Source organism: Alcanivorax sp. MD8A (genome assembly GCF_002888555.1).
GTDB lineage: Bacteria > Pseudomonadota > Gammaproteobacteria > Pseudomonadales > Alcanivoracaceae > Alcanivorax.
This window is the reverse complement of the sequence record NZ_AQOQ01000003.1, coordinates 58,771-84,707: the sequence shown is the minus strand read 5'-3', so window position 1 is coordinate 84,707 and position 25,937 is coordinate 58,771. Positions and strand designations below refer to the sequence as shown.

Genomic DNA, 25,937 nt, shown 5'->3' with positions numbered 1-25,937 from the left:
CCTAGCACAGATGCCAATCATTCTCATTACAAATGTAAGGTGTCAGGGCTTGCCGCCCCACACAGGATAGGGAATACCGGCCAGGCGGTTGATAACGAATGCCTGCGCGACCAGCAGGGCCACGGCACTGACCAGGATCGGCAGTTGCTGTAATTCGTGCATCAAACCCAGCGAGACGATCAGGGCCGTGGCGCCGGCAGGCGGGTGTGCCACTCGAAAGAGAATCATCAGCGCACTGGTGAGCCCGAGCGATAGTCCTGCGGCGGCGACCCGGGACCATTCTACGCCGGTAATAAAGGCGGCAGGGGCATCGTGCAGACCGAACAGCCAGAGGGAGGCCCAGCCACACAGTGCACCGATAATGTGTCCGCACAATACATTGCGCGGCGATGCCGCATCAGCGGTGGGCACATGAAACAGCAGAAAGGCGGTGGCGCCGAGGGAGGGAAAGATAAAAGCCTGCTGCGTCACCAGCGCGACCATGGCGATCAGGGCAATGCTGAGTCCGCCGTTGACCAGGTTGAAGGCCGCCAGCACCAGTCGCGGATTGAAGCGCTGACTTAGCACTTCAAGGTGCAGCTGCCTCAGCAGCCCGCCAACCAGCTGCTGGCGGACCTGATCTGTCTGTTCGCTCATTGGTGCACCATATGCGGGCATTAAAAGAGCGCGAATGGTAAGGCCTGGGGGTTTGGTGATCAATAATGGTGCGCATTGTGTTGCTGGTTGGTGCGAAGAAATCGGGTAATCCGGTGTCGGCATAATCCAACCGCTGACAGCGAAATCCGGTAGCATCAGCAGCTAGATAATCGGGAGAACAACGTGGACGGATTTTTCTCGCAGGCACTGGTGTTACTGGGCGCCACCCTCATCCTGCTACCGCTGTTTCAGCGGCTGGGTCTTGGCAGCATTCTGGGGTATCTGGCGGCAGGGATCGCAGTGGGACCATTGGGGCTGGGGTTGGTGAGTGGGGGTACCGATGTCCTGCACTTTGCTGAGCTGGGCGTGGTGTTGATGCTGTTTGTGGTGGGGCTGGAGTTGGCGCCGCAACAGCTGTGGGCACAACGGCACAGGTTAGTGGGGCTCGGAGCGACGCAGATGGTGCTGAGTGCGCTGTTGCTGGCAGGGGCCTTTATGCTGTTCGGGTTCGGTGCTCCTCAGAGTCTTGCCATTGGCGCGACGCTGGCGCTGTCATCCACGGCCTTTGTGGTTCAGATGCTGGTGGAAACCAATCAGCTTGGCACCCCCCAGGGGCGGTCGGCGTTTTCGATTCTGTTGTTCCAGGACTTGGCCGTCATCCCAATTCTGCTACTGCTGCCGGTGCTGGCGGGCACCCAGGCCGGTGACGACAGCCCACAATTACTGGCCGGGCTGGCGGCCCTGATTGCAATGGTGCTGGCGGGACGTTATGTGCTTAACCCGTGGCTGGGAAAGCTGGCCCGCTTGCGCAACCCGGAGCTGATGAGTGCCAGCGCCTTGATGGTGGTGCTGGGCTCGGCGGCGTTGATGGAACACCTGGGGCTGTCCATGGGGTTGGGGGCCTTTGTGGCCGGGGTATTGCTGGCTAACTCGCCCTATCGGGAGCAGCTCGAAACGGATATTCAGCCGTTCAAGGGACTCTTGCTCGGGCTGTTTTTCCTGGCCATCGGCATGACCATGGACCTGCGACTGCTGCGTGATCACCCCGGTGAGATTGTGCTTTATCTGGTGGCCTTGTTGGTGATCAAGGCGGCGGTACTGATGGCCATCAGCCGTGTGCGAAAACAGACGTGGCGTAGCACGGTGTTGTTTGGCGGGTTGCTCTGTCAGGGCGGCGAATTTGCCTTTGTACTGCTGACGCAGGCGCAAAGCCTGAACCTGCTGGATAGCGCGGTGGCAGGGCAACTGAATCTGGTGGTGGCATTGTCCATGGCGGCAACACCGCTGTTGTTGAAGCTGGTCGCGTTGTTGTGGCGTGAGGACCGTCCTTCGCGTGCACGTCCGGATCTCGAGGAGGAGACGCTGCCGAGCCATCATCCACAGGTGGTGATTGCCGGGCTGGGCCGTTTCGGCCAGATCACCGCGCGAATTTTGGTGGGGCGCAATATCCCGTTTACCGCGCTGGACTCGGACCCGGACGAGATTGACCTGTTGCGGCGCTATGGCAATGAGGTGTATTTCGGTGATGTCACCCGGCTGGACCTGTTGCGTAATGCCGGGCTCGACCACGCCCGGGTACTGGTGCTGGCGGTGGACGATGTGGAGGACTCATTGAAAGCCGTGGAACTGGTGCGACAGCATTTCCCTGCGGTGACGATCGTCGCGCGCGCACGGGACCGTTATCACGCCTACCGTCTCCATGAATTGGGTGTAGACCAGGTGATTCGTGAAACGTTTGAGTCGGCTCTGTTGTCGGCCAGGGTTACCTTGATGCAGTTGGGGGTGCCAGAGTCTACCGCCCTGGATCTGGTGCGCAGCTTCAAGGATCTTGATGAGCGGCTGTTGCGAGAACAGATCGAGCATCGGGGGGACATGGACATGCTGGTCGAGACCAACCGCAAGGGTCGCGAAGAGCTGGAATCGTTGCTGTCGGGCGGGGATCGTTGAGAGGGGGCGCCCTGGCAGGCAGGGCGCTAACCGCTCGGGACTGAAGGGTGAATTACAACTTCAGTTTATTGAGACCGCGACGGATGCCCTGGTCCAGACCTGCCTTGATGATGGGGCCGATCAGCGGCAGTTTGCCTTCAAACTCGATGGTGTAATCCAGTCGGCTGCCGCCCGTACCGGTGTCGGAAAAACGCATCACACCCTTGTGATTCTTCAGCGGACTGCCTTTGGTGATCGTGTACTCGATCAGTTCGTTGGGCACGACCCGGGTAACGGTTTCGTGGAAGGCCGGAGCGATCAGGATTTTCATGTTACGGGTGGAGCCCACTCCGTTGGGGCTGTCCTTGCCTTCCTTGATACGCTGAATCTTGGCCGGGGCGAAAATCAGCTCCAGGTTTTCGTGGTCGCTGAGAAAGTCGAACAGCTTGTCCACGGAAAAGGGGAAGGTTTTGGAAATCTCGATACGTTGCATGCTGGCTCCACATTAGCTCTGGCCCGAACCGGGCCCTATACAGGCTGTTGATTCTGAACGCTGGCCATACGGTCGCAAGGTTAGTTCGGGCCATAGCAGTGTGTGGGTGTTCGGGGCGATGTTCAGGTTGGACATCCGTTGGCCAGCCAACGGGTAATAACGGCAGCGCTTTCTTCACGGCACAAGCTGGCGGACTGCCCGGCCCATAACGGGGAGCAATCGCCACTGCCAGCGGCTTCTGCCGCAGCCCGCAGGGGCCCGATGGCATTGCCTGCCAGCGGAAAAACGGGCGCCTGTGGCGGGAAATGGCCAAGCTCTTCCATCAAACGATTCACCATACCGCGCGCTGGGCGACCGGAAAACGCGGTGGTCAGTGCGGTATGCCTGGCCCGATCACTTTGCAGCCAGGCGCGGTGAACCGGTTTGGTGGTGGCTTCCGGGCACAGCAGATAGGCGGTACCCACCTGAACGGCATCGGCGCCAAGACTAAACGCCGCACTGACCCCTTGCGGGGTGGCAATCCCCCCTGCGGCAATGACCGGGACCGTCACGGCCTCGCGCACCTGTGGAACCAACGCCAGTGTGCCTTGCTGCCGTGTCAGGTCGTCACTGAGAAAATGACCGCGGTGACCGCCTGCTTCAAGCCCCTGGGCAATGATCGCATCGGCGCCGTGATGCTGTAGCCATAGCGCTTCTTCCACTGTGGTCGCGCTGGAGATGACTTGCGCACCGCAGGCCTTTACCTGCTCCAGCAGTCCTTCTGCGGGCAGGCCGTAGTGAAAGCTCACCACCGCAGGCCGAAATTGTTCGATCAGACTGGCGGCATCGGCATCGAAGGGTTTGCGGGACGGGCCTGTCGGGATGTCGGCAGGGTTGGCGTCATAGGTCTGGTAAAGCGGCCCCAGGGCACTGGCCCAACGTGCTTCGCCTTGCGGGTCATTGTCAGGGGCGGAATGGCAGAAAAAATTCACTCCCCATGGGCGGCGGGTGGCTTGTGCCAGGGCGCCAAGCTGCTCTTCCAGCTGTGCGGCAGACAGCATGCCTGCGGGCAGCGACCCCAGCCCTCCGGCCTCGCTGACCGCTGCAGCCAGCCGCCAATCTTGTACCCCGGCCATGGGTGCCTGGATGAGGGGTAAATGTGTGCCAGTAAAACAGGGCATGTGGACTCCGCGGTGGGCTCAAACTAAAGCGACCTTACCGTGATATCTGCGCATATGTCAGGAGTCTGCGGAAGATTTTGCACTTTTCAGGCGCGCTTGATGTGCCTATCCCTGGGGCGTTAGTTGCATGAATTAAAAGGGTTTTGTGCACATTAAAGGCGCGGGGGCACCGTGCTGGTGCTTGCGAAATAGCCCTCTCATACCGGTGAGTATGTATGCTTTGTGAATTGAGTTCATTTAAGTGAATGAAATTCAAAGAAAAGCAAATATCACCCCGCTTACTTATCTCTTAATGGCATATGGATTGCCTTCACTGGTGTCGTCTTTTTCAAGGACGCCAATTAACGAGTGATAGAGAGGGTAACAATGAATATGCCTGACAGCATTTCACCGAAGGGGATCATATCGTCACTACTATTGTCTGGAACACTGGCGCTGGCCGGGTGCGGAGGTGATTCCTCTTCTGACCCGGCTGTTGAAGAAACGCCAACGGCGAAAACGACACCTGATGCCGTGTTTAGTGGTGAGGCAGCTGATCCTTCAGCGATGGGTCCCTATGCGGTTGCCGAGCACGAGTACGATTTCGGCACCATGGATCTTTACGATGACAAGCGTGACTACACCTACCAGAGCACGCTGCACGGCTACATCCATTACCCGGAAGCCAGTACAGAGCCGGCACCGGTAGTCCTGCTCCTGCATGGTCGCCATGGCACCTGCTATAGCGGCTCCTGGGGCATGCCTTATGAGGAGTGTGAAGATCCCATTCCCAGTTACCGCGGCTATGAGTACCTGTCCCGTAACCTGGCAAGCCATGGTTATGCGGTGATTTCCATCGATGCAAACTATGTGAACGCCAACGATAGCGGCCCCAGCAATGGCGATGCTGGCGCTTTGCAGCGTGCGCAGCTGGTGGTTCGGCATCTGGACGAATTCCGTACGGTAAATACCTATGGCGGGTTTGGCATGGATGATCTGGTGGGCAAGCTGGACATGAGCGCCATCGGCATCATGGGGCATTCACGCGGTGGTGAGGGGGTGAACAAGACGGTTTCGTACAACCGTGACCAGGCCGAGCCCCATAACATTGTTGCGGTGTTTTCGCTGGCGCCGACAGATTACAACACCCTGACGGTGAACAATGTGGCTTTCGCTGCATTGGCCGGATACTGCGATGGCGATGTAGAGGATCTGATGGGTAACTTTGCCTTTGATACCTCACGTTATGCCATGCAAAACGATATGTACCCGAAGTTTCAGTTGATCCCGATGGGCGCAAACCACAATTACTACAATACCAAGTGGGCAGACGCCGAGCTTGAAAGTCGCCCTGATGACTGGAGTATTCTCGACTCCGAGCAGACCGATCCCCACTGTGGCACTGCGGTGGCCGACAGCGGGCGCGATACCCGTGAGGTACAGAAAGCGCATGGCCTGTTCTTCATGGCGTCATTTTTCCGTACCTTTGTTGGCGGTGAAACGGAGTTTGCCAGCTACTGGAATGGCCAAACCACAGTACCGGGTAACATTTGTCCCGATGGCGTGGGGCCCTGTGACGAACGCTATCTGCTGAGCATCCATGCGCCTTCGGCACAACGCATGGTCATTGATGACACTCTGGATGCTGCCAGCCTCTTCATCAATAACCTGGGCGGTAACGTGACTTTCGACGGTTTCTCCGATTTTGGGGTGTGTCAGACCAATGGGCGCCCCGGTGAAGGCTGCGCGGTTGCCGAGCCCACGTTCAATACCGCAGAGCAGGTTTATATGACCTGGGATGCAGCGGCGACCTACCGTACCGAGTTGTTGGGGGTGGATGTCACCGACTATCAGGTGCTGTCGCTGCGGGTAGGTGTGTCTCACGGCGATGAAGACAATCTGGACGGACAGGATTTCACCATCGTGATGGAAGACCTGGATGGCAACAGCGTATCGGTACTGGCGAGTGATTACAGCGAGGCATTGTTCTATCCGCCTGGACGGGATTTTGATGACGATGGTTCGCGTAAAACGGTGCTCAACGGTGTTGATATTCCGCTGACGGCCTTTGCAGGTATCGACTTCAACAACGTCAATGCCGTGTCATTGGTGTTCGATCAGAAGCCCGCAGGCAGTATTCAAATGACCGATTTATTGCTGCAGCGTGTCGAGCTGTAATGCCAAAAGAAAAATAACAGGTAACCCATAACACTTGCATGCCCTTGCCACTGGCAGGGGCATGATTTTCGCAATGTCAGCGGTGTGCTTCCCGCATGCTTATGACGGGCTTTCAAGGTGACGCTTCAGGGTTTGCAGGTCTGCAACCACCGCGTCGTGATCTGCCTGGAACTGCTGATCGTCCATGTCGTCACGGCGAAACAGGGTAAAGGTGCATTCGCTGCCGTCGCCATTGGGCACCACGCGCAGGGGGTTGTACACCACCTGCCCGTCGTCCATTTCTACCGCGTGATCCATCACCCCATAGGCATTGCGCTCAGCGAAGCGGATTCGTGCCCGGCCGAAGGGGGCCTGGGCAATCCAGGTGTCGCCGTCCTGCACCAGTTCCGCCTGGGTAAGGCCGGCTGCCCAGAGCGGCAGATTTGCCGGGTCTGAGGCAAAGTCGTACACCTGCTGTGCGGAGCACTGGATCGACACGCTGATGTGAATCACCGGCTTCACGGTGCGCTGCCTTCCTTGTGGGTGTCGTCAGAGGGTGCCGGGGCGCTGGCCGGCGCCCCTACGGTCGCCTGGCCAATCCCGCGGGGATCGCTTGCCGCGGTCAGTTCGTTGCTGTCGGTTCGCCACAGGATGGCATGCATATCGCCATAATCCCGGCCGGTAGAGACGACCTTGTGGCCCAGCAGCATCAGCTGTTTGGCTTCCTCGCTGCCGACAAACGCGGGTTCTGCCTGAACTTCATCGGGCAGGTACTGGTGGTGATACCGCACCCTGCCCACCCAATCTTCGACGGGCTGGTTATTGGCCGCTTCCAGCACACCGAGCATGACCATGGAAATAATGCGGCTGCCACCGGGGGTGCCGAGGATGGCAATGCGATCGTCGAACTCCACAAAGGTGGGCGTCATGGAGGACAGCGGGCGTTTGCCGGGCGCGATGGCATTGGCCTCGCTGCCGACCAGACCGTAGGCATTGGGGCTGCCGGGCTTGGCGGAGAAATCATCCATTTCGTTGTTGAGCAGGACGCCGGTGCCGGGGGCCACAAAACCGCTGCCAAATGGCAGGTTGATGCTGAGCGTGGCGGCGACCCGGTTGCCCTCGCTGTCGAGTACCGACAGGTGGGTGGTGTGGGTTCCCTCATCCACGCCAACCGGTTTGCCCAGACTGCTGCTGGGGGTGGCCTTGTCGAGAGTGATGCTGGCGGCGCGCTGGCGGGCATATTCCGTGCTCAACAGCTTATCCACAGGCATATCCACAAAGTCGGGATCGCCCAGATAGCGGGCCCGGTCCTGATAGGCGCGCCGCATGGCCTCGATGGCGATGTGTGGCGTCATGTCGCCGGTATGGCCGTCGTTGAACTGGCTGATGATGTTGAGAGCGTTGCCCATGACAATGCCCCCGGAAGACGGTGGCGGTGCCGAAACGATGCGTCCGCCCCGAAAGTGGCTGACCGTGGGGGGGCGCTCTACCACCGAGTAGTTGGCGAGATCATCCAATGTCCAGATGCCGCCGCCCTGCTGAACCCCCTCGACCAGTTGCCGGGCAACGTCTCCCTGATAGAAGCCGGCCTTGCCGTTCTCAGCGATGGCCGTGAGCACGCGGGCCAGATCAGCCTGTTTGATCACATGGCCAGTGGGCGGCACCTTGCCGTTGTGCAGGAAGATGGCCGCGGCGTCCGGGAACCGGTTGAGCACCTCTTCACGGTAGCCAGCCAACTTGCGGTAATGGGGGTCGATGGCAAAGCCGTCCCGTGCCAGCGTGATGGCGGGCGCCAGGGTGGTGCTGAGCGGCAGTCGCCCATAGCGACTGGCCAGATGCACAAAGGCAGCCGCCTGGCCGGGAATGCCAGCGGCGCTGGGGCCGTTCACCGCCCAGTCACGCATGACGTTGCCGTCCTTGTCCTGATACATGGTGGCGGAGGCGGCGCCGGGAGCGGTTTCGCGGGCATCCACAAAGGTCTGGAACTGGTCGCTTTGACGATGCAGCAGCCAGAAACCGCCACCGCCCATGCCCGCGGAATAGGGCTCGACCACCGCCAGAGCGGCGGCGACGGCGACGGCGGCGTCGAAGGCGTTGCCGCCCTGATCCAGGATCTCCAGGCCGGCCTCAGTGGCTAACGGGTGCGCACTGGCCACGGCATTTTTGCCCGGGCCCGCGGCCTGGGCGGTCAGTGTGAGCAGCAACAGTAGAGGGATCAGGTAGCGCATGGGGGGTCCTCCTTGAAGGCCGGTGTTGGTGAGCAGTGTCCGGCGTTGTTGTTATGGCAGCTGCGAGCTATGAGCCTTGAGCTACGAGTAAAACCGTAAGCGGATTGCGGGCTATTGCCATTCTCAAGCTGTGAAGACTGGCAGTGGGCTGAGGGTGCCTCCGCTTTTTGCTCTTCTCGTAGCTCAAGGCTCATAGCTCGCAGCTGCTTTTTACTTCTGCCGCGCCTTGCGCTTCTCTTCCAGCGCGTCTGCCACCAGCGGTGGGACGAAGTTGTTTACATCCCCGTCCAGCAGGGCGATCTCGCGGATCAGGGAGCTGGAAATAAAGGACAAGTGTTCGGCGGGGGTGAGAAACACGGTTTCCAGATCCGGGGCCAGTTGGCGGTTCATATTGGCCAGCTGGAACTCATATTCAAAGTCGCTGACGGCGCGCAAGCCCCGTAGCAGGATGTTGCCGCCCTGCTCTTCACAGAAATGCGCCAGCAGTTTGGAAAAGCCGCAGACCCTGACATTGGGGAGGTGGGACAGCACCCGCTGTGTAAGTTCGACCCGTTCTTCAAGGGTGAACAATGGCCCTTTCTTTTCGCTGGCAGCAATGCCGACCACCACTTCATCGAACATCTTGGCAGCCCGTTCCACCAGGTCCAGGTGGCCATTGGTAATAGGATCGAAGGTGCCGGGGTAGATTACGCGGTTGGTCATAGGGGAATTGCCTCTCTGTCTGCAGGATCGATGGCGGTACAAGGTCCGCCATTACCGTGGCGCAAGGATACCCCAAGCGCCGGCTGCCGTGCAGGCCTGTCGGGTTACTCTGCTGGCCGCCGTAGGGGCACCAACTATGTCGTCATGTAGGCGCTGACTCTGGGCTTGCTGGCCAAGATGACAGAATGGTGACAGCAAAAATCGGTTAAACACCACAAAAGGCGAAGATTTGTGCCCATCGTGTAAGCAATATCCTACAAAAAAATAGGTGATTTCCGTGTTGTTTTGCCTTGCACAATTGGTCAGATTTTGATCTTGGCATGTGAAATTTTCTTCATCACCAAATAACGGCCGCTTGTCGCCCCATGGTTTCCTGATCCAGCCAGGGAGGACTAGCGTGAGAAGCAGATCACTACTTGGTAGAGAAGTGAAACAAAGGGGTAAAGGCATACCCTTACTGGGCATAAGGAAGTATCACTCCATGGATGTGAATGACGATGAAGCAGCAGCGGCTTGGATTTGTAGGTTTGGGGGATGACACGGCCAGTGCCTGTTTATCCATGTTGAAAATCATGGATGGGCGCTCCGGGATCAGTTGGAGTCTCAGCGATCCGGATTCGGCGGATGTACTGATGGTGGCCAACGAAAGCACCGATGAAACCCGGCGTTGGGATCACTCCAGCAAGCCCCGCATCATTGTTTATCACCACAACGAGCAAAAACCCTCTTCCTCTTTTGTCTTGCAACACCCCTTTCGTGTCATGCAGTTACTCAGTGTTCTGGAAGATGTCTCTACGCTGCTTGGGGCAGTCCGTGCAGAACCTGTCTCCCCAACCGAGAAAACGTCTTCTGGAGTGACACCTTCCAGCAACGTGGCGGATGTGGGTGAGTTCTGGAACAGCCTCCACGATCTGCTCTACGGTGAGGTGCCTGCTTCAGCGCATTGGTATGTCGCACAAAGCGATGAGGGGGAGTTGTGGCTGGATGCCCGTAGCCGTCGTTTCATGGCAGACCCGGCACTCCTCAAACGCATGATGCATCACAACATTCGTCCCGGTGTGCTTCGGGCCTGTAATGCCCCTGCGACCGAAGGCGCTGTGGCATGTTCCCTGTTCGCCATGAGCTGGTTAGTAACGCCCCATCTGCCTGCCGGCCTTTCCTCCTGGATCAGCTCTGATAGCGCATTCCAGCTGCTGCGTTGGCCAAGCTTTGGCAGCCTGGCCAAGAGCCGTTCGGATCTTACCCTGTGCGCCCTGTTGACGAAAAAGGCGCTTAGCCGTGAGCAGGTGCTGGCTCTCTCGCAGGCGGCGGGAGATGACGTTGACCGTTTTATCAATGCCTGCGCAATGAGTGGCCTGATGCGTTATGACAAGGCCGATTTACAGGCAGTGCCTGACGCCACCGATGAGGCGTGGGGTAGCCGCTTCGGGGGCCTGATCAAGGGACTGCGCAGTCGATTGGGATTGAGTGCTTAGCGATGACGGACGGCGAATTCAAAATCATTTTTACCGGCCCGATGGGCGCAGGAAAAACCACCGCAATCACCGCGCTGAGTGATCAGGAATGTGTCTCCACCGACGTGGTGAATACCGATCTTGAGCAGTGTGACAAGGAGCTGACTACGGCCGCACTGGATTACGGTCATATCGATATTCCCGGTGCCAGCGGTGTGCGTTTGTACGGCACCCCAGGCCAGGAGCGCTTCCGTTTCATGTGGCCGATCCTGGCCAACAATGCGGCGGGAGTGATTGTGCTTCTAAATGGTCAGCATCCGGATCTGGATGAGCATCTCTCTACCTTTGTGGATGCCTTCTGGGAGGGTGGCAGCATGCCCATGGTGATCGGTGTGGGCCGGTTGTCCGATGACGACTTTTTCACTGTGGATGCCATCACTGAAGCGCTGGTGGAACGCAATATCAACCCGCCGGTGTTGTCTGTGGATGTGCGCAGAAAAGACGATGTGCTGCTTCTGGTAGAGGCACTGCTTTGTCAGATTGAAGTTAACGAACTGGGGTTGGCGGAAGCATGAAAGCAGGATCCGTTATCAGCAAGACAGCCATCAGCATGGCCGAAAAACAGCTGAAAATTTTCAGTGACAGTACCAAGGGGGTGACCTCGGCGGTGTTGTTGAGCAGCGATGGTTTCGAAGTGGCTGCACTGCAAGTGGACAAGAAAAGTGCCAGCCGTCTGGCGGCCATGGGAAGTTCGCTGGCGGCGATCAGTTCGGCGATTGCCAAGGAAGCGGGCATCTCTGAATGCAGCCGCCTGATCGTGGAGTCTGACGAGGGTGTCGTGGCCGTTATGAAAATTCCGAATCTTGAACCCCCCATGGCACTTGCCGTGGTGGCGAATGATGCCTCTTTGCTTGGGCAGCTTCTTTGGGGAGCCAAAACCTGCTGTGAAGAGTTAAGCAAGAAACTGGGTAACCAATCCTGAATCTACGTAGAAAAAAGCCTTTCTTTAGGAGAAGTATTATGGCGAATGTAAAAGACAGCATGGCGGCCCTGTTGGAACCCGATGGTGCAATGTGTACCGCTATTGTGGATGCCAACAGCGGTATGGTTCTGGGGCAGCAGGGGACGGGTCTGGATCTGGAGCTGGCTGCCGCAGGTAACACCGAAGTGGTGCGTGCGAAGATGAAAACCATGAAGTCTCTGGGTCTGAACGACAAGATCGAGGACATTCTGATTACCCTCGGTACCCAGTATCACATCATCCGACCGGTGTCTTCGAAGGAAGGGTTGTTCATCTACCTGGTGCTGGATAAGGCCAAGTCGAATCTGGCACTGGCTCGTCGAGCCTGTCAGGAAGTGGAAAGCTCGCTGGAGCTGTAAGTTTTCTGTCTCGTGTTACCGCCGGCACTCCCATGCCGGCGGCTCTTTTTTCGGGATGTCTTGGCATCGCCGGGACGCACACAGGTCCGCGCCCGGACCGCTATTTGCCCGCCAATGATAGTAACGGTCAATTCTGATCTTTTTGGTAACCCGCCCTGCCTGACAATTCGCTGACTTTTCTGGTGTCTGCCAAGTTTGGCTTCTAGGTTGGAGCCAACTGTGAATGCATACCAAGGAGTTCAGCATGGCCGCCACCCAAAGTGAAATGGCACACGATAATGCCGTGACGGGATTTGCCCAGGCACAACAGACCGGCACAAGCAGTGAGGAAGCCCTGGCGATTTTCGATGCACTGGAGCCGGTGGAGACCGATTTCATGCTGGGGGCGTGGAAAGGGGAAGGTTTTGAGACTGGCCACCCCATGGACGGTATGCTTGAGCGTTGCCATTGGCACGGCAAGCGTTTCGACACCACCGAGCATGTGCACCCGCTGGTGTTTCGCAAACGCAACGGCGAGCTGTCCAGCGTCAAGCCGCTGCTGGCCATGCCGGGCCTCGGCCTGCTGGACAAGCTCACCTTCCTGAAAACCGATGCCGCAGGGTCCATGTTCCAAACCCTGATTCCCCTGCTGTCCGGCAACAAGTCTGCTGCCCGTCTGCGCATGACCACCTACCGCGGCAAGCCCACCGCGACCATGGTGTACGACAACCTGCCCATCAATGATGTCTTTCGCAAGGTGGATGATAATACCGTGCTCGGCATCATGGACCTGAAAGGCATGAAGCAGCCTTTCTTCTTTGTGCTGCGTCGCGACGGCTAATGCTCGCGCTGCGTGCAGCACAAAAAGTGCTGCACGCAGAGAGTCAGCACCTCGTCCGTGTCCGGGTGCACCAACCCGTGCTGTTTCATGTAGTCGCTGCTGGCCCGTGTATCGAACCGGGTTGTCTGAATGAAGTGCAAGGCTTCCGGCCAGGTATTCATTAACCGTGGTAACCCGGGCAGCCGTAATAATCCTCTCAATAGTGGTATCGGCATATAGTGGCGGGGCGGTTTACGTCCCAGTGCTGCCGCACAGTGTTGCAGGAGCCCGCCCAGTGATGGCGTGTTTGGATCCAGCGCGAGCAGTCGTGCAGGGGCCTGTGGGTCAACACAGGCAAGGGCGATAAGCTCGGCGAGCCCGTCCACGCAGACCAGCGGCAACCAGTGGCGTTGACTCCCCGGGATCATGGCCAACCGGCCGGTGTGCAGGTTGGCAATCAGCTGGTAAAGCGGTTGCTGGGGGTCCAGTTCTCCGCGTTGGCTGTGACCGGACACCGTCGCCGGCTGGATTTCTACCATGTCCAGCTGGTGTTGACGGGCAAACTCCCGAACCCGGATGGCCGCTTCCAGCTTGCTGGCTTCGTAACCGCCTGCCCGCGTGTAGACACTGGGCCATTCGGTCTTTCCTCCAGGTTGGGTATCGATCCCCAATCGAGCCAGATGCGCGTGGTTTTCGAGCATGAAACCACTGATGAACACCAGCCGGCATTGTTGTTGTCTGGCCAGTTCCGCTACCGCCAGGCTGCCCGCCACGTTGGTGCGCCGGGCTTCTGCCATGGCGAGCTGCCAGGCAAAACGGGCGCCCAGATGTACGATCGCGGACAGCGCGGGTAACGGGCCCTGCAGCCCCAGCGAGGTTTCATCCAGGTCGCCTTTTACGGCGCTGAGTGCGTGTTCGTCACCCCCAAGTTGGCGGATCTGTTGCTTCAATGCGGGTAGTTGTGTGGTCGGGTCCCGCAGTAGCGCAACGACATGATGCTGTTGGCTCGTCAGTGTGGCGCAGACATGGCGGCCAATAAAACCGGTGGCACCGGTAACCAGAATGGTCATTGGGTCAGGCTCCTTGCAGTGCGTGATGGGTGGGGTCTGTTGTCACCCTAAAGGCTGGAGTAAGCTCCAAGGTCAAGCACGACCTTCAGCCACTGAGACAGGGAGGGTGTCCGATGCGAATTGCCGAGTTGGAAGCTCGCACCGGTGTAAGCCGGGATACGCTTCGCTATTACGAAAAGGAAGGACTGCTGCAGGAGGTCTCTCGCAGCGGCAATAACTACCGGGATTATCCGGAAAAGGCGGTGGAGCGGGTGGCCATGTTGACCCAACTCAAGGGGCTGGGTTTCACCCTGCGGGAAATTCGCGACGTGTTGGATGCATTGCGGGCAGACAGTATCAACTGTGCTGAGGGGGCGAGGTTGATGGCGAGCAAGCGGGCGGCCGTGAAGGCGCGAATCCGCGAACTCAGACAGCTCAGCGCTCTGCTGGGCAAAGAGCAAGCGCGGTTGGAGCAGCAGGCCCGTGAGCATGGGCAGGCCATTCATGAATAATCTGCCCCCCTCGGGTTTTGCTCCACAATATACGTTGCGTGAGCGTTGGCGGATGCTGTTGCTGACGTTGCTTTGGGCGGTGCCGTTATTGTTGCTGACAACAAAAATTTTCCTGCCCTGGTTCGACGCGGTTGTGCCCCTTGCCCACTGCCATGAATACCTGGGTATCAATGGATTGACGCTGGTGATCTATGGCGTGTTAGTCGGCTTGCCCGCTTCGCTGGTGGTCGTGGTGGTGTTGTTGGAAGGGCGACGAAGCTGGCGCACCTGGCGGCTCGGGCAGTTCCCCCTGCCAGGAGAAAAGGTGTTGCGCCCGACCCGCTATGTGTACGGCCGGCGGGCCCGTTTGCGCCCGGCGTTGTTTTTCATGGTTGTGTTGTTGGTGTGCGGTTTGTCGGCGCAAGGCTGGGTGTGGGCAGGTAATCTTCTGCCAAAATTGACGCCGGATTTGTCCGTGTGTTTTTCGGGGATCGAGAGATGAGGACAACATGAGCACAGCACAGTGGGTGACGGTGTTGGTGGTGATTGGCTTTGCCCCATTGGGGTTGGCGCTGCTGGGCAGTGGCATTGCCCGGTTGAAAGGCACACGGCTGGATGCCGCCGAAGCTGAGCCCTGTTTCGTGGCAGGTGTGGATATCAGTGGTGTGCTCTACACGCTGTTCATGTGCCACTGGCTGATGATTTTCACGGCCCCGATCGGTGTCGGGGGTGTGATCTGGGGTGCGGTGGTGACGTTCTGGTAGGGGTTGCCGGTCCCGCCGGGATGAAGGCCCTTTGCGGTGCCCTTTGTGCACTGAGCCTGCCGGGCCCCGGAGACAAGGCGCTGGGCGTTGTCTCCGGGGCTTGCCGGTAAACGCGAGTCACACGCTCAGCGCTTCCGCCAGTCGTGTCGCGTTGCGGGCACTGATGCCGTAGATGGTGAGCTGTGGGTTAACCCCGAGGCTGGTGGGGAACACCGATCCATCAATGACGTACAGGCCATTCAGGTACTTGTAGCTGCCGTCACTGTTAACGGTGCAGTGGCTGTCATCCTGACCCATGGTTAAGCCTCCCATCACATGGGCGCTGCCCAGGCCGGTAATGGTGGGCGCATAGTCCAGGCTGGCAATGCCGGCTTTGGCTTCCTTCCAGCTTTTGTAGTACGGGGCATCGTGGTGCCCTGGCCGAACCTGTTTGGCGCCCGCCGCAAACTGCATTTCCAGCATGGTCAGATGGGCACGTCGGGTGCCGTCGAGCAGGTAGTCATTCACCGGGTAGTCCAGCAGCGGCTCGCCATTGTCCCGCAGTTCTACACGGCCGCCTTGGCTGTCTTCATGGAAGCCGTCGCGAAGCAGGGCGATGGACGCGGCCAGGTTGGGCAACTGTTCCGCCTGCTGTCGTGCATCGATGCCGTAACCGCCGACCAGCGCCGTATTCAGGCCAGGATGCATGGGCATCATTTCCAGCTTGTAGCCTGCCGGGCCGTCGACTCCATGCTTGAAGACAAACTCATCGGAGTACATGGATTGCGGGGCACCGTAGTAAGGAGCGATCTCCTTGTCGTAAATGCCGTAGGCAAAATTGGTGGGGTGCAGGAAGGTCCGTGTGCCGACCAGCCCCTTGGGGTCCGGCGCCTCAGAGCGTAACAGCAACGCCGGGCTCTGCATGCTGCCACCGGCGGTGACCACGGCACGGGCCTTCAGGGTGACCGTGGCGCCAGTGGGCTGTTTGTCGTTTTGCAGGGGATGGACGATCACCCCGGTGACCGTGTCACCCTCAATCACCAGCTGGTGTGCCTGGGCGCTGTGGATCAGGGTAGCGCCTTGGTTGAGCGCTTCCGGAAGGGTGGTGACCAGCATGGACATCTTGGCATTGGTCGGGCAGCCCATGCCGCAGTAGCCGATGTTCCAGCAGCCGCTCACATTGCGGGGGATCACATCCACATGCCAGCCCTTGGCATCGCAACCGCGCTTGAGCACATCGTTGTTGGCGTTGGGGGGCATGATCCACTTTTCGATGTTCAGGCGCTGCTCCATTTTGGCAAACCAGGGATCCAGGGACGCCCGGTCGAGCCCGTCCACGCCGTAGCGATCGCGCCAGAAATTCAGGGTTTCGTGAGGGGTGCGGAAAGAACTGGTCCAGTTGACCACGGTGGTGCCGCCCACTGCCCTTCCCTGCAGGATGGTCATGCCGGCATCCTTGGTGGCACGCATGGCGCCTTCCTGATACAGGTCGCGGTAGGCCTCGCCTTCGTCCATGTTGAACTGGTCAGAGGTTTTCAGCCGGGCGGCCTCGACGATGATGACCTTCAAGCCTTGCTGGCTGAGAATTTCGGCGCTGACGCCGCCACCGGCACCACTGCCGATAATGACGACATCGGCTTCCAGGGTGCGGTTGTCGTGAATGGTTCGGCCGTCGATCACGTCCCAGCCATTGGCGGCGGGGTCTTTCCACGGATCGGACACCTTGATCGGGAGAGAACTGAGGTCCTGCATGGCTAATCCTTGTTATTTGGCTGGCAGACAATCAGGCAAGTATTTTCTTTGGCGGGCCGGGGTAGCCGGTGCTGCGCGCGGCCTCCGGTTTCACATACCAGGCCATGTGCATTGGCTGGGTAAGGCCCTTGAGGGCCATGCGGGCAATGCTGTTTTCCTTGGCTGACCAGTCGGCCAGGGTCTGTTGCAGTTGCTCGTCACTTTGCTCGGCAAAGCTTGCCCAGGTTCCGGTCAGAAACCAGCGGGCGGCGCCCAATTGCAGCAGATCCAGTAACTGGAACAAGGTCGCCCGTGTGCCGGGCATGGCGCCTTCCAGCAGATCGTCATAGGCCTTCATGCCATCTTCGGCAGACGCGTTGACCGCGGCCAGCGCCGGGCCCATGACCGCGCCAACCAACGGGGTGAGCAGTTCGATGTCTTGCTTACGAAAGTAGCGGTAGCCCGTCGCTGGGCCATCATTGCTGGCGCAGCCACTCAGCAGGGCGAGCCCGGAGCCGGTGGCGAGCATGGCGCTGCCAAAGGCGCCCAATTTGAGGAAGCCGCGACGGTTGATTCCCTGATCCATAGCGCACTCTTGTTTGTTGTTAGTGTTGGTAGTGGAGACCAGCTTTGAATAAATCCACAGGACGAACAAGCCATAAACGGTTAATAACAAGGTGAAAAACGTCACCCCGGGTGCACCGGGATGACGTGGTGTCCTGCGGTCGGCTCCAGGATTATTTCAGCATGTGCTTGAACATGAACTTGTGCATGCCCCGGCCATAAGGCGGCAGGATAAACCTAGTGGCGTTGAACTTGCCCTTCTTGTAAATCCCTTTTGCCTTGGAGAAGGTCTGGAAACCTTCCGGGCCGTGGTAGGCCCCCATGCCGGAGGGGCCGATACCGCCAAACGGAATGTCATCCACGCCCACATGCGAGATGGTGTCGTTGAGGCAGACGCCACCGGAATGGGTGTGCTTGAGCACCTGGTCGCAGTTGTCCTGGTTCCAGTCGAAGTAGTACAACGCCAGCGGACGGGGGCGGTCATTGACGTACTCGATGGCCTCATTGAGTGTCTTGTAGGGCACGACAATCATCAGCGGGCCGAAGATCTCATCCTGGGCAATGCGCATGTCATCGGTGACATTGAGCACCATGGTGTGAGGTATCTTCTGGCTGCCGGTGAAATCTTCGTTGGCAGGGTTGATCTCGATCACCGTGGCGCCTTTTTCGCGAGCCTCCTGAATGTAGCCTGTGAGGCGGCTGTGCTGACGCTCATTGACGATGGCCGTGAAGTCCGGGTTGTTCACCATGGTCGGGTACGACTGCGCCACCTGGGCTTTCCAGGCCTCGATGAATTCATCCATGCGATGTTCCGGGCACAGAATGTAATCCGGGGCGACACAGGTCTGGCCGGAGTTCAGGCATTTGCCGAAGGCAATCCGTTCGGCGGCGTCCTTCATGGGGAAATCCTGGCCGATGATGCAGGGGCTCTTGCCGCCCAGTTCCAGGGTCACCGGCGTCAGATTATTGGCGGCGGCACGCATCACATGTTTGCCCACCGCGGTGGAGCCGGTGAACAGCAGATGGTCGAAGGGCAGCTGGGAGAAGGCCTGGGCCACGTCCACTTCACCGTTGATGACGGCGACCTGGTCTTCCGGGAACAATTCGCCAATCAGCTTCTCCAGCAGCGCGCCGGTGCGGGGAGTGGCTTCACTCATTTTCACCATCACCCGGTTGCCGGCGGCGAGCGCCGTGATCAGCGGTACGACGGCCAGCTGAATCGGATAGTTCCAGGGCACCATGATGCCCACCACACCCAGCGGCTGGTATTCCACCCAGGTCTTGCCGGGCCAGCTCAGGGCGCTGACATGACGCTTGCTGGGCTTCATCCACTTGCGCAGTCGCTTGGTGGTGTACTTCAGGCCTTCCAGGGTAATCATGATCTCGGCCAGCTTGGTCTCGTCCACCGCACGGTTGGTGAAATCCGCGCTGATGGCATTGGCCCAGGCATCCTGGTGGTCCACCAGCATGGGGCGAATGCGGCTGATCAGGTCAATACGCTGTTCGGCAGTGGGATAGGGATGCTGGCGGTAGGCCGCCTTCTGGGCATCAAAAATGCGCTGCATGCGCTGGATTTCAGTATTGTTCTGCTGCAGTTCTTTCACTTCGGCGACCATGGTCTTCGCCTCCCGAGTTCAATTGTTGTGACCGTTTTGTATAAGATGGCTGCCGGTAGCCCACGGCAAAGTCCGGTTCGCTACCGCCTAAAAATTAATCTTGAATCGATTTTTAGAGTAATTACTCTAAGAGTCAACAGCGCTTCTGTAAACGTCGACCTTTGGCCCATAATGACCAGCACTAAAGACCGTATCCTCGAAACCAGCCTGGCCCTGTTCAACCAGCAGGGAGAACGCAACGTGACCACCAATCACATTGCCGAGGCGCTGGGCATCAGCCCGGGCAACCTGTACTACCACTTCCGTAACAAGGGAGTGATTGTGGCTGGGTTGTTCGATCGCTATCAGCAGCAGTTGCTGCAACTGCTCGAAGCGCCTCAGGGACCGCTGAGCTGGCGGGTGAAGGTGTACTATTTCGAAGGGTTGCTGGCGGCCATGTGGCAGTACCGCTTTTTTCACCGGGACCTGTCCCACTTCCTGCAGGCGGACCCACAGCTGGCCGCCAGCTACCACCGTTTTGTGCAGGCGGTACTGGTTCGCGGGACGGTGATTTACGAGGAATTGCGCAGCAGTGGCATTATCGAGGTCGATGACGAACAGCTGCAGGGGCTGATGGTGAACACCTGGATCATCATGTCCACCTGGGCGGCGCTGGTGCACGGTTTGCGCCCGGATGCGGCCAGCGATGAAGCCCTGGACGAAGGGCTGATGCGCCACGGCATCTACCAGATTATCTGTCTGGAAGAGCCTTTTCTGCGCGGTGAGGCCCGTGACCATCTTCAGGAGATGAAAGACCGTTACCGCTCGGCGGACAGCACCATGCAGCTGTTGATGGGGTTTCCCATGGAGCTTGCCGGGGAAGAATGAGGCCGGGTGTGGCGGCGAGCGCGGCTTGCGGCCGCCGCGCTCTCTCGGTTCAGTCGGTCAGCCAGCTGACCTTGCCCTGGCATACGGTGAGCTTCACATTGCCTTTCAGTACTGCGCGGCGCCACGGCGAGTTGTTGCCGGCGGATAGCCAGTGTTCGCCATAATCCTTGCGGCTTTGCGCATCCACCACACACAGGCTGGCCGGGCGACCGGTTTCCAGCTGACCTGCCTGAATACCCAGGGAGCGTGCCGGCGCGGCGGTGACTGCATCCAGTGCCCGGGTCAGGCTCAGCTTGCCCTCGTCCACCAGTTCCAGCACCAGTGACAGCAGAGTATCCACGCCAGCCATGCCTGGCCGGGTTGCCGGGAACGGTGCCGCCTTGCTGGACGAACCGATAGGGGTGTGCTGGGAGCAAATGGCGTCGATGGTGCCGTCGGCGACTGCCTCCAGCAGGGCTTCGCGGTCCTGGGCACTGCGCAGCGGGGGGATCACGTGGCAGTGGCTGTTGAAGCCTTCCAGTGCGGATTCGTCCAGCAGCAGATGCTGAATGCTGACATCGGCCGTTACCGGCAGGCCCTGCTGCTTGGCTTCACGCAGCAAGCGCAGGGACTGACGGCTGGAAATCTGTTGAAAGTGCGCACGCACCCCGGTGGCTTCCACCAGCAGCAGATCCCGGGACAAATCGACGCTCTCAGCGATGGCCGGGATGCCGGGCAGCCCCAGACGGGTGGCCACGGGCCCTTCATGGGCACAACCGCCGGCACTGAGGGCCGAGTCCTGTGGGCGGAACATGACGGGCATATCGAAGGTGGCGGCATATTCCAGGCAGCGTTTCAGCACCAGGGCGCTGGCAATACGGCGCCCGGCATTACCGGCAGCAATACAACCCGCCTTGGCCAGGGTGGCCATTTCCGCCAGCTGTTCACCCTGCAGCCCCTGGGTCATGGCCGCGATGGGCATAATGCGGGCAAAGCCCGCCTGCCCGGCCTGTTCGCGAATCAGGCGCACCACCGCAGTGGAATCGACCGGTCCGCAATCGGGCTGGGCCGCCATGTGGGTAATACCACCGGCAGCGGCAGCGCGGGTTTCGCTGGCGATGTCGCCAGTGCGACCACTGCCTGGCAGCGACAGGTGCACACAGGCATCCACCAGACCTGGCAACACCCAATGGCCGTCCGCTTCAATAATGTCGGCACCGGGGGCGTCGAGACTGGCGCCGATACGTGTCAGGCGCCCGTTTTCGATCAACAGGTCAGCCACATCATCGCGACCAGAGGCGGGGTCGATCACCCGACCTTTGCGGATCAGGATATTGGCCTTAGCTGCCATGGGCGCCTCCTTGTGCGGCCACGCTGTCCTGACCGCTGATCGCCATGGACATGACCGCCATCCGCACGGCGATCCCGAAGGTGACCTGGTTGAGAATCACCGAGCGGGGGCCGTCAGCCACCTCTGACGCGATTTCCACCCCCCGGTTGATGGGGCCCGGATGCATCACGATGGCGTCCTCTTTGGCGAATTGCAGTTTGTCGTTGTTGAGCCCGTACAGCCGGAAGAATTCCCCTTCACTGGGTAGCAAGGCAGAGTCCATGCGCTCTTTTTGAAGGCGCAACATGATGACCACATCTACCTCTTTGAGGCCCTGGGCCATATCGGTAAAAACAGTGGCGCCCAGGGCTTCGGCATCCACGGGTAACAGGGTTTTGGGGCCGATCAGGCGGACTTCTTCGGCCCCCAGCGTATTCAGGGCGTGGACCTGGGAGCGGGCCACTCGGGAGTGCAGGATATCGCCGACAATGGCCACCTTCAGGCCGGCAAACCCGCCCTTGTAGTGGCGAATGGTGTACATGTCGAGCATGGCCTGGGTCGGGTGGGCATGGCGCCCGTCGCCGGCGTTGATCACGGCCACATTGGGGGTGACCTCGTTGGCGATAAAAAACGGTGCGCCGGAATCCTGGTGGCGCACTACGAACATGTCGGCGGCCATGGCTTCCAGATTGCGCAGGGTATCGAGCAGGGTTTCGCCCTTGCTGGTCGCCGACTTGGCAATGTCCAGGTTGAGTACGTCCGCGCTCAGGCGCTGGGCAGCCAGCTCGAAGGTGCTGCGGGTGCGGGTACTCGATTCGAAGAACAGATTCACCACGGTCTTGCCGCGCAGCAGCGGCACCTTCTTGATGGACCGTCCACCCACATCGACAAAACTGGCGGCGGTATCAAGGATGTCTTCCAACAGGGGACGGGGGAGGTGCTCGGTGGTGAGGAAATGGCGAAGCTTACCGTCGTCGGTAAGTTGTACGCGGGAGGATGGCGCAAGCGTCATTCGGAGGCCTGTTATCAGTTTCCTGGGCCACCGTGCCGGTGGCAGTTTTTTCGCAAGACAAGGCGCCGTGAGCACCGTGTAGTTATTCTACATAAGCGAACGGCAACACCGTATTGCGGAAAAAGGGACCCGGCCCTTCGGGTTGTGCCGTAAATAGCGCCATGCCGTGTTGCTCGTCGTTCATTTGGATAAACCAAACATCACTCCTCGCGCCTTGCCTGGCGCTATTTACGGCGCAACACGGCGGCCCAGGAAACTGATAACAGGCCTAGGCCATTGTGTCTCGTATCTCCGCCACAAGGGGGGCGGGCCCGCGTAATTCTACCCGTTGATGGGGGGGCAATGCCAAAGTTTCGCCACAAATATCGGCACGAATCGGCAATTCCCGGTGGCCGATATCAAACAGCACTGCCAGGCTGATGGACGCCGGGCGGCCAAAATCGAACAGTTCATTCATGGCTGCACGTATGGTGCGGCCGGTCATCAGCACATCATCCACCAGCAAAATGTGCTGGCCATCCACATCAAAGGGCAGCTTGGAGGGGGTGACTGTGGCTTTCAGGCCCCGTGTATCGAAGTCGTCCCGGTAGAAGGCTGGATTCAGGGTGCCCATGGGCAGCGGCTTGGCCAGTTTGTTGTTCAGTGCGGTGGCGACCCAGGCGCCGCCGGATTCGATGCCTATCAGCAACGGGCTGCGGCCGTGAAAGTGGGCATCAATGGCTGCGGCCATGCTGCTGAGGTGTGTCTGTAGTTGTTGTTCGTCCCAACTCAAGGGGCTCTCCAGAAAATCTATACTGACGGTAGGTGCCATGCTTGTATGGCGAAAGACAAGCATGGCCTCTGTTGTGCAAAGAATAAAGCCTGATCAGGCGCGAGTTGCGAGATACAGGTTTTGAAAGGCAAAGCCTTCCTCCCGAACGGTGGGACCGGTGGTTCCACTGCGAACAAAGGCCCGAGCGTGGCCATTGCGGTCGAACGAACGCTCCCACTCTATCGCCTAGCGCCTGTGAGCGGCTGCAGGACACCCAAGGATCTCCCGCAGCCACCCTCATCACTAACCATCCGATCAAACCCTTCAGTTTTTTGGGATGGGAGTCACCCGGTCCCTCACGGTAAGTTTTGTACAGTGTTGAAACTTGTGCCGTCTGAACGGCTCCAACCAAAGACGGGACGACGGTGAGGGGTAGGGAAAGCAGGATGCCGATACGCAATGACCGTACACGCTATGGCTGGCTCAGCATTGGCCTGCACTGGCTGGTGGCCGCCACAGTGATCGGCCTGTTTGCCCTGGGCCTGTGGATGGTGGACCTGGGCTACTACGACCCCTGGTATCGCACCGGCCCGGATATCCATCGCAGCATTGGGATTCTGTTGTTTGCGGTCATGCTGGTGCGATTGCTCTGGCGATGGTTATCCCCTCCCCCGGCATCCCTGCCAACCCACCAGCGCTGGGAAACCCTGTTGGCTCATCTCGCCCATTGGGCCCTGTACCTGTTGTTATTTGTGGCGATGGTTAGCGGTTACCTGATCAGCAGTGCGGATGGTTCATCGGTGTCGGTGTTTGGCGGGTTTTCGGTACCCTCCCTTACCGGGCATCAATCCGGGCTGGAAGACATCGCAGGCGATATTCATGAAGTCGCTGTCTGGAGCCTTATCGTGTTGGCGGGGCTGCATGCCCTGGCCGCGCTCAAACACCATTTTCTTGATCGTGACGATACCCTGCGCCGTATGCTGGGACTGTCGCCGCGACACCCAACCCCGTCATCACCTGGAGAGTCACAATGATGGTAAGTCTGATGAAAAAAGCGGGCCTGGCCACCGCCGCCCTGATGCTCAGTACCCTGGCTTTTGCCGAACCTGGCGGCACCTATCAGTTCGACAAGAAAGACGCACACCAGTTTGTCATGTTCAAGATTTCCCACCTGGGTTACAGCTGGTTGTATGGCCGCTTCAATGACTTCAATGGCACTTTCACTGTGGATGCTGACAATCCGGAAAAAAGCAGTGTCCAGGCTACCATCCAGACCGCCAGTGTCGATTCCAATCACGCCGAGCGTGACAAGCACCTGCGCGGTGACGACTTCCTGGATGTGGACAAGTACCCCACCGCCACCTTCCAGAGCACCAGTATTGAAAAAACCGGCGACAAGACCGCCAAAATCACCGGTGACTTCACCCTGCACGGCGTCACCAAGCCGGTGACGTTGGATGCCAAACTCATTGGCTACGGCGATGATCCCTGGGGCGGTTACCGTATGGGCCTGGAAGCCAGTACCACACTCAAACTGGCCGACTTCGGCATCACCAAGAATCTTGGCCCGGCCTCTGAGACCGTAGAGATCATTATCTCGGTGGAAGGGATCAAGAAGTAACAGGGCTTCTGCTACGGCGGAGATTGGCTAACGCCAATTTCCGCCCTACGCCAATTGCTAGACCGGCTGGCCGCCCTCGCTCAAAAACCCTTCGGCAATAATCACTGCTGCCATGGAGTCCACCCGGCTGTCAGCTTTTTGAATGCCGGTTCGCTCGCGCGCTTCACGAGTCGTGAGACGCTCATCTACCAACCAGACCTTTATGCCAAAGCGACCCTTCAGGCGGCCGGCAAATTTCTTTGCCCGGGCAGTGGATTCACTGTCAGTACCGTCCATGTTCAAAGGCAAGCCCACCACCAACGCCTCAGGCTCCCATTCTTTCAACAGGGCAGCGATGTCATCCCAGTTAGGTTGGGTGTTCTTGCAAGGCAGGGCTTTCAGGGGCGAGGCGGTACCCAGCAGTTCGTTGCCGCTGGCCACGCCGATTTTTTGTGTGCCGTAATCAAACGCTAGAATCATAGTACGAGTCAGGTATTTAAGGCTGTAGGAGCTATGCTTGCATGGCGAAAGGTTTTGATTTGGGCGTGTGCCTCAGAGCGTTTTTCGCCATGCAAGCATGGCTCCTACGGTGCAAGAGGGCATGTCAGCTGTGTCCTGCCTGGGTTGCAATCAGGCTCATGTCGACGCCGATACGGGCGGCGGCGGCATGCCAGGTTTGTTCAAAGGGGGTGTCGAGGATCAGCTCTCGGCTGGCGGGGGTGCTGAGCCAGGCGTTTTCGACCAGTTCCTGTTCCAGTTGTCCGGCTTCCCACCCCGCATAGCCCAGACATACCAGTGACTGCTCCGGGCCTTCGCCGATGGCGATGGCTTCGAGGATGTCGCGGCTGGTGGTGAGCATCAGGCCATCGCTGAGCAGGATGCTGGACTGCCAATGGGTGCTGGCCGCGTGGAGGATGAAGCCGGCTTCCTGTTGCACCGGGCCACCGGCCACGACGCGGTGTCGTTCAGACGGCGGCACTTCGATCTCGATATCCATGTCGGCAAGAATATCGCCGAGACTGATCTGCACCGGGCGGTTGAGGGTCAGCCCCATGGCTCCCTCGCTGCTGTGCTCAACGATATAGGTTACTGAATGTTCGAAGTTGGGGTCGGCCATTTGCGGCATGGCCACCAGCAACTGGTGTTTCAGGGTTGTCTCGTCCATGGGGACAGTATCCGGCGCCGGGGGAGGGGCTGCAAGCTTCAAGCTTCAACACGAAAGCAGGGCGGAGTTGATTGCAAGATTGGCACTCCGCGCTGCAATGTCCAAAGATCGGCACATGGCTGCGG

The 25,937-nt window shown here is 59.1% G+C and carries 28 protein-coding genes; 13 read left to right on the top strand and 15 right to left on the bottom strand.

All coding sequences use genetic code 11. The annotated features are described in order from the left end of the window. Positions 1 to 42: 42 nt before the first annotated feature. Entirely contained in the window at positions 43 to 636 is a 594-nt protein-coding gene (locus tag A15D_RS02480; RefSeq protein ID WP_102790629.1) for an HPP family protein, read from the bottom strand. Between the two features lie 183 nt (positions 637 to 819). Here A15D_RS02480 and A15D_RS02475 point away from each other — a divergent pair, with 183 nt between their 5' ends. Beyond that, on the top strand, positions 820 to 2,583 hold the full coding sequence (locus tag A15D_RS02475; protein WP_102790628.1) for a monovalent cation:proton antiporter-2 (CPA2) family protein: 1,764 nt from the start codon (positions 820 to 822) through the stop codon (positions 2,581 to 2,583). A gap of 52 nt (positions 2,584 to 2,635) precedes the next feature. Here the strand turns inward: A15D_RS02475 and A15D_RS02470 are convergent, their stop codons facing one another. Together A15D_RS02470 and A15D_RS02465 are read right to left on the bottom strand one after the other, a co-directional pair. Next, the gene (locus A15D_RS02470; protein WP_102790627.1) at positions 2,636 to 3,055 is read right to left on the bottom strand and encodes an SRPBCC family protein; all 420 of its coding nucleotides are present in this window, start codon (positions 3,053 to 3,055) and stop codon (positions 2,636 to 2,638) included. 122 nt (positions 3,056 to 3,177) lie between these two features. Continuing rightward, positions 3,178 to 4,215: a nitronate monooxygenase family protein gene (locus tag A15D_RS02465; RefSeq protein ID WP_102790626.1), complete on the bottom strand. Its 1,038-nt coding sequence runs from the start codon at positions 4,213 to 4,215 to the stop codon at positions 3,178 to 3,180. 366 nt (positions 4,216 to 4,581) lie between these two features. Here A15D_RS02465 and A15D_RS02460 point away from each other — a divergent pair, with 366 nt between their 5' ends. Beyond that, positions 4,582 to 6,372 (top strand): alpha/beta hydrolase, encoded by a 1,791-nt coding sequence (locus A15D_RS02460; RefSeq protein ID WP_233192019.1) that lies wholly within the window; start codon positions 4,582 to 4,584, stop codon positions 6,370 to 6,372. 99 nt (positions 6,373 to 6,471) lie between these two features. On the opposite strand, the gene A15D_RS02455 is transcribed toward A15D_RS02460, so the two are convergent. The 3 genes from A15D_RS02455 to coaD all read right to left on the bottom strand — a co-directional run bounded on the left by A15D_RS02455 (position 6,472) and on the right by coaD (position 9,281). Then, the gene (locus tag A15D_RS02455; RefSeq protein ID WP_102790624.1) at positions 6,472 to 6,873 is read right to left on the bottom strand and encodes an SRPBCC family protein; all 402 of its coding nucleotides are present in this window, start codon (positions 6,871 to 6,873) and stop codon (positions 6,472 to 6,474) included. Then, positions 6,870 to 8,579 carry a gamma-glutamyltransferase gene (ggt, locus tag A15D_RS02450; RefSeq protein WP_102790623.1) on the bottom strand — a complete coding sequence of 570 codons (1,710 nt, stop codon included), beginning with the start codon at positions 8,577 to 8,579 and terminating at the stop codon, positions 6,870 to 6,872. Before ggt ends, A15D_RS02455 begins: the two co-directional genes overlap by 4 nt. A gap of 210 nt (positions 8,580 to 8,789) precedes the next feature. Next, positions 8,790 to 9,281, bottom strand: coding sequence for a pantetheine-phosphate adenylyltransferase (coaD, locus tag A15D_RS02445; RefSeq protein WP_022985984.1), 492 nt, complete (start codon positions 9,279 to 9,281; stop codon positions 8,790 to 8,792). Positions 9,282 to 9,772: 491 nt separating this feature from the next. Here coaD and A15D_RS02440 point away from each other — a divergent pair, with 491 nt between their 5' ends. The 5 genes from A15D_RS02440 (at position 9,773) to A15D_RS02420 (ending at position 12,935) form a co-directional block, all read left to right on the top strand. Next, positions 9,773 to 10,756, top strand: a complete 984-nt coding sequence (locus A15D_RS02440) for a hypothetical protein (RefSeq protein WP_146026831.1) — start codon at positions 9,773 to 9,775, stop codon at positions 10,754 to 10,756. 2 nt (positions 10,757 to 10,758) lie between these two features. Further along, a complete protein-coding gene (locus tag A15D_RS02435; RefSeq protein ID WP_102790621.1) occupies positions 10,759 to 11,310 on the top strand; it encodes an ATP/GTP-binding protein in 552 nt (183 codons plus the stop codon). Then, the gene (locus A15D_RS02430; RefSeq protein ID WP_102790620.1) at positions 11,307 to 11,717 is read left to right on the top strand and encodes a roadblock/LC7 domain-containing protein; all 411 of its coding nucleotides are present in this window, start codon (positions 11,307 to 11,309) and stop codon (positions 11,715 to 11,717) included. The genes A15D_RS02435 and A15D_RS02430 overlap by 4 nt, the downstream gene beginning before the upstream one ends. A gap of 38 nt (positions 11,718 to 11,755) precedes the next feature. Continuing rightward, a complete protein-coding gene (locus A15D_RS02425) occupies positions 11,756 to 12,115 on the top strand; it encodes a hypothetical protein (protein ID WP_102790619.1) in 360 nt (119 codons plus the stop codon). A 244-nt stretch (positions 12,116 to 12,359) separates the two neighbouring features. Further along, entirely contained in the window at positions 12,360 to 12,935 is a 576-nt protein-coding gene (locus A15D_RS02420; protein ID WP_022985989.1) for a DUF4334 domain-containing protein, read from the top strand. Here A15D_RS02420 and A15D_RS02415 read toward each other — a convergent pair. Further along, positions 12,932 to 13,984: an NAD-dependent epimerase/dehydratase family protein gene (locus A15D_RS02415; RefSeq protein WP_102790618.1), complete on the bottom strand. Its 1,053-nt coding sequence runs from the start codon at positions 13,982 to 13,984 to the stop codon at positions 12,932 to 12,934. The genes A15D_RS02420 and A15D_RS02415 overlap by 4 nt on opposite strands. 113 nt (positions 13,985 to 14,097) lie before the next feature. On the opposite strand from A15D_RS02415, the gene A15D_RS02410 reads away from it, so the two are divergent. From A15D_RS02410 to A15D_RS02400, 3 genes are read left to right on the top strand one after another with little or no spacing between them, the layout of a single operon-like run. After that, positions 14,098 to 14,475, top strand: coding sequence for a MerR family transcriptional regulator (locus A15D_RS02410; RefSeq protein ID WP_022985991.1), 378 nt, complete (start codon positions 14,098 to 14,100; stop codon positions 14,473 to 14,475). Next, positions 14,468 to 14,956 carry a hypothetical protein gene (locus tag A15D_RS02405; protein ID WP_146026830.1) on the top strand — a complete coding sequence of 163 codons (489 nt, stop codon included), beginning with the start codon at positions 14,468 to 14,470 and terminating at the stop codon, positions 14,954 to 14,956. Before A15D_RS02410 ends, A15D_RS02405 begins: the two co-directional genes overlap by 8 nt. Positions 14,957 to 14,963: 7 nt before the next feature. Further along, positions 14,964 to 15,218 (top strand): hypothetical protein, encoded by a 255-nt coding sequence (locus tag A15D_RS02400; protein WP_022985993.1) that lies wholly within the window; start codon positions 14,964 to 14,966, stop codon positions 15,216 to 15,218. A 117-nt stretch (positions 15,219 to 15,335) separates the two neighbouring features. On the opposite strand, the gene A15D_RS02395 is transcribed toward A15D_RS02400, so the two are convergent. The 3 genes from A15D_RS02395 to A15D_RS02385 all read right to left on the bottom strand — a co-directional run bounded on the left by A15D_RS02395 (position 15,336) and on the right by A15D_RS02385 (position 19,108). Continuing rightward, positions 15,336 to 16,949 carry a GMC family oxidoreductase gene (locus A15D_RS02395; protein ID WP_102790616.1) on the bottom strand — a complete coding sequence of 538 codons (1,614 nt, stop codon included), beginning with the start codon at positions 16,947 to 16,949 and terminating at the stop codon, positions 15,336 to 15,338. 31 nt (positions 16,950 to 16,980) lie between these two features. After that, positions 16,981 to 17,514, bottom strand: coding sequence for a Tat pathway signal protein (locus A15D_RS02390; protein WP_102790615.1), 534 nt, complete (start codon positions 17,512 to 17,514; stop codon positions 16,981 to 16,983). Between the two features lie 151 nt (positions 17,515 to 17,665). Further along, the gene (locus A15D_RS02385; protein WP_102790614.1) at positions 17,666 to 19,108 is read right to left on the bottom strand and encodes a coniferyl aldehyde dehydrogenase; all 1,443 of its coding nucleotides are present in this window, start codon (positions 19,106 to 19,108) and stop codon (positions 17,666 to 17,668) included. 171 nt (positions 19,109 to 19,279) lie between these two features. Here A15D_RS02385 and A15D_RS02380 point away from each other — a divergent pair, with 171 nt between their 5' ends. Next, on the top strand, positions 19,280 to 19,975 hold the full coding sequence (locus A15D_RS02380; RefSeq protein WP_022985997.1) for a TetR/AcrR family transcriptional regulator: 696 nt from the start codon (positions 19,280 to 19,282) through the stop codon (positions 19,973 to 19,975). A 49-nt stretch (positions 19,976 to 20,024) separates the two neighbouring features. On the opposite strand, the gene A15D_RS02375 is transcribed toward A15D_RS02380, so the two are convergent. The 3 genes from A15D_RS02375 to pyrR all read right to left on the bottom strand — a co-directional run bounded on the left by A15D_RS02375 (position 20,025) and on the right by pyrR (position 23,131). Beyond that, positions 20,025 to 21,305 (bottom strand): dihydroorotase, encoded by a 1,281-nt coding sequence (locus A15D_RS02375; protein WP_102790613.1) that lies wholly within the window; start codon positions 21,303 to 21,305, stop codon positions 20,025 to 20,027. Next, positions 21,295 to 22,296: an aspartate carbamoyltransferase catalytic subunit gene (locus tag A15D_RS02370; RefSeq protein ID WP_022985999.1), complete on the bottom strand. Its 1,002-nt coding sequence runs from the start codon at positions 22,294 to 22,296 to the stop codon at positions 21,295 to 21,297. The genes A15D_RS02375 and A15D_RS02370 overlap by 11 nt, the downstream gene beginning before the upstream one ends. A 268-nt stretch (positions 22,297 to 22,564) precedes the next feature. After that, the gene (gene pyrR, locus A15D_RS02365) at positions 22,565 to 23,131 is read right to left on the bottom strand and encodes a bifunctional pyr operon transcriptional regulator/uracil phosphoribosyltransferase PyrR (RefSeq protein ID WP_369825808.1); all 567 of its coding nucleotides are present in this window, start codon (positions 23,129 to 23,131) and stop codon (positions 22,565 to 22,567) included. Between the two features lie 362 nt (positions 23,132 to 23,493). Between pyrR and A15D_RS02360 the strand changes: the two genes are divergently transcribed. Beyond that, positions 23,494 to 24,081 carry a cytochrome b gene (locus A15D_RS02360; protein WP_022986001.1) on the top strand — a complete coding sequence of 196 codons (588 nt, stop codon included), beginning with the start codon at positions 23,494 to 23,496 and terminating at the stop codon, positions 24,079 to 24,081. Further along, complete coding sequence (locus A15D_RS02355) at positions 24,081 to 24,668, top strand: YceI family protein (protein ID WP_233192032.1); 588 nt, start codon at positions 24,081 to 24,083, stop codon at positions 24,666 to 24,668. Before A15D_RS02360 ends, A15D_RS02355 begins: the two co-directional genes overlap by 1 nt. Before the next feature lie 57 nt (positions 24,669 to 24,725). Here A15D_RS02355 and ruvX read toward each other — a convergent pair whose 3' ends face one another. Both ruvX and A15D_RS02345 read right to left on the bottom strand, forming a co-directional pair. Beyond that, a complete protein-coding gene (gene ruvX / locus A15D_RS02350) occupies positions 24,726 to 25,127 on the bottom strand; it encodes a Holliday junction resolvase RuvX (protein WP_102790612.1) in 402 nt (133 codons plus the stop codon). A 124-nt stretch (positions 25,128 to 25,251) separates the two neighbouring features. Then, positions 25,252 to 25,812: a YqgE/AlgH family protein gene (locus A15D_RS02345; protein ID WP_022986004.1), complete on the bottom strand. Its 561-nt coding sequence runs from the start codon at positions 25,810 to 25,812 to the stop codon at positions 25,252 to 25,254. Between the last annotated feature and the right edge of the window lie 125 nt (positions 25,813 to 25,937).

What these genes read in the sequence shown, in the direction of transcription:
- A15D_RS02400 (WP_022985993.1), top strand. Translation starts at nt 14,964, where the DNA reads ATGAGCACAGCACAGTGGGTGACGGTGTTGGTGGTGATTGGCTTTGCC.
- A15D_RS02460 (WP_233192019.1), top strand. Translation starts at nt 4,582, where the DNA reads ATGAATATGCCTGACAGCATTTCACCGAAGGGGATCATATCGTCACTA.
- A15D_RS02375 (WP_102790613.1), bottom strand. Translation starts at nt 21,305, where the DNA reads ATGGCAGCTAAGGCCAATATCCTGATCCGCAAAGGTCGGGTGATCGAC.
- A15D_RS02345 (WP_022986004.1), bottom strand. Translation starts at nt 25,812, where the DNA reads ATGGACGAGACAACCCTGAAACACCAGTTGCTGGTGGCCATGCCGCAA.
- coaD (WP_022985984.1), bottom strand. Translation starts at nt 9,281, where the DNA reads ATGACCAACCGCGTAATCTACCCCGGCACCTTCGATCCTATTACCAAT.
- A15D_RS02370 (WP_022985999.1), bottom strand. Translation starts at nt 22,296, where the DNA reads ATGACGCTTGCGCCATCCTCCCGCGTACAACTTACCGACGACGGTAAG.
- A15D_RS02470 (WP_102790627.1), bottom strand. Translation starts at nt 3,055, where the DNA reads ATGCAACGTATCGAGATTTCCAAAACCTTCCCCTTTTCCGTGGACAAG.
- pyrR (WP_369825808.1), bottom strand. Translation starts at nt 23,131, where the DNA reads ATGCTTGTCTTTCGCCATACAAGCATGGCACCTACCGTCAGTATAGAT.
- A15D_RS02390 (WP_102790615.1), bottom strand. Translation starts at nt 17,514, where the DNA reads ATGGATCAGGGAATCAACCGTCGCGGCTTCCTCAAATTGGGCGCCTTT.
- A15D_RS02435 (WP_102790621.1), top strand. Translation starts at nt 10,759, where the DNA reads ATGACGGACGGCGAATTCAAAATCATTTTTACCGGCCCGATGGGCGCA.
- A15D_RS02440 (WP_146026831.1), top strand. Translation starts at nt 9,773, where the DNA reads ATGACGATGAAGCAGCAGCGGCTTGGATTTGTAGGTTTGGGGGATGAC.
- A15D_RS02420 (WP_022985989.1), top strand. Translation starts at nt 12,360, where the DNA reads ATGGCCGCCACCCAAAGTGAAATGGCACACGATAATGCCGTGACGGGA.
- ggt (WP_102790623.1), bottom strand. Translation starts at nt 8,579, where the DNA reads ATGCGCTACCTGATCCCTCTACTGTTGCTGCTCACACTGACCGCCCAG.
- A15D_RS02360 (WP_022986001.1), top strand. Translation starts at nt 23,494, where the DNA reads ATGCCGATACGCAATGACCGTACACGCTATGGCTGGCTCAGCATTGGC.
- A15D_RS02395 (WP_102790616.1), bottom strand. Translation starts at nt 16,949, where the DNA reads ATGCAGGACCTCAGTTCTCTCCCGATCAAGGTGTCCGATCCGTGGAAA.
- A15D_RS02415 (WP_102790618.1), bottom strand. Translation starts at nt 13,984, where the DNA reads ATGACCATTCTGGTTACCGGTGCCACCGGTTTTATTGGCCGCCATGTC.
- ruvX (WP_102790612.1), bottom strand. Translation starts at nt 25,127, where the DNA reads ATGATTCTAGCGTTTGATTACGGCACACAAAAAATCGGCGTGGCCAGC.
- A15D_RS02380 (WP_022985997.1), top strand. Translation starts at nt 19,280, where the DNA reads ATGACCAGCACTAAAGACCGTATCCTCGAAACCAGCCTGGCCCTGTTC.
- A15D_RS02425 (WP_102790619.1), top strand. Translation starts at nt 11,756, where the DNA reads ATGGCGAATGTAAAAGACAGCATGGCGGCCCTGTTGGAACCCGATGGT.
- A15D_RS02480 (WP_102790629.1), bottom strand. Translation starts at nt 636, where the DNA reads ATGAGCGAACAGACAGATCAGGTCCGCCAGCAGCTGGTTGGCGGGCTG.
- A15D_RS02355 (WP_233192032.1), top strand. Translation starts at nt 24,081, where the DNA reads ATGGTAAGTCTGATGAAAAAAGCGGGCCTGGCCACCGCCGCCCTGATG.
- A15D_RS02465 (WP_102790626.1), bottom strand. Translation starts at nt 4,215, where the DNA reads ATGCCCTGTTTTACTGGCACACATTTACCCCTCATCCAGGCACCCATG.
- A15D_RS02410 (WP_022985991.1), top strand. Translation starts at nt 14,098, where the DNA reads ATGCGAATTGCCGAGTTGGAAGCTCGCACCGGTGTAAGCCGGGATACG.
- A15D_RS02405 (WP_146026830.1), top strand. Translation starts at nt 14,468, where the DNA reads ATGAATAATCTGCCCCCCTCGGGTTTTGCTCCACAATATACGTTGCGT.
- A15D_RS02430 (WP_102790620.1), top strand. Translation starts at nt 11,307, where the DNA reads ATGAAAGCAGGATCCGTTATCAGCAAGACAGCCATCAGCATGGCCGAA.
- A15D_RS02385 (WP_102790614.1), bottom strand. Translation starts at nt 19,108, where the DNA reads ATGGTCGCCGAAGTGAAAGAACTGCAGCAGAACAATACTGAAATCCAG.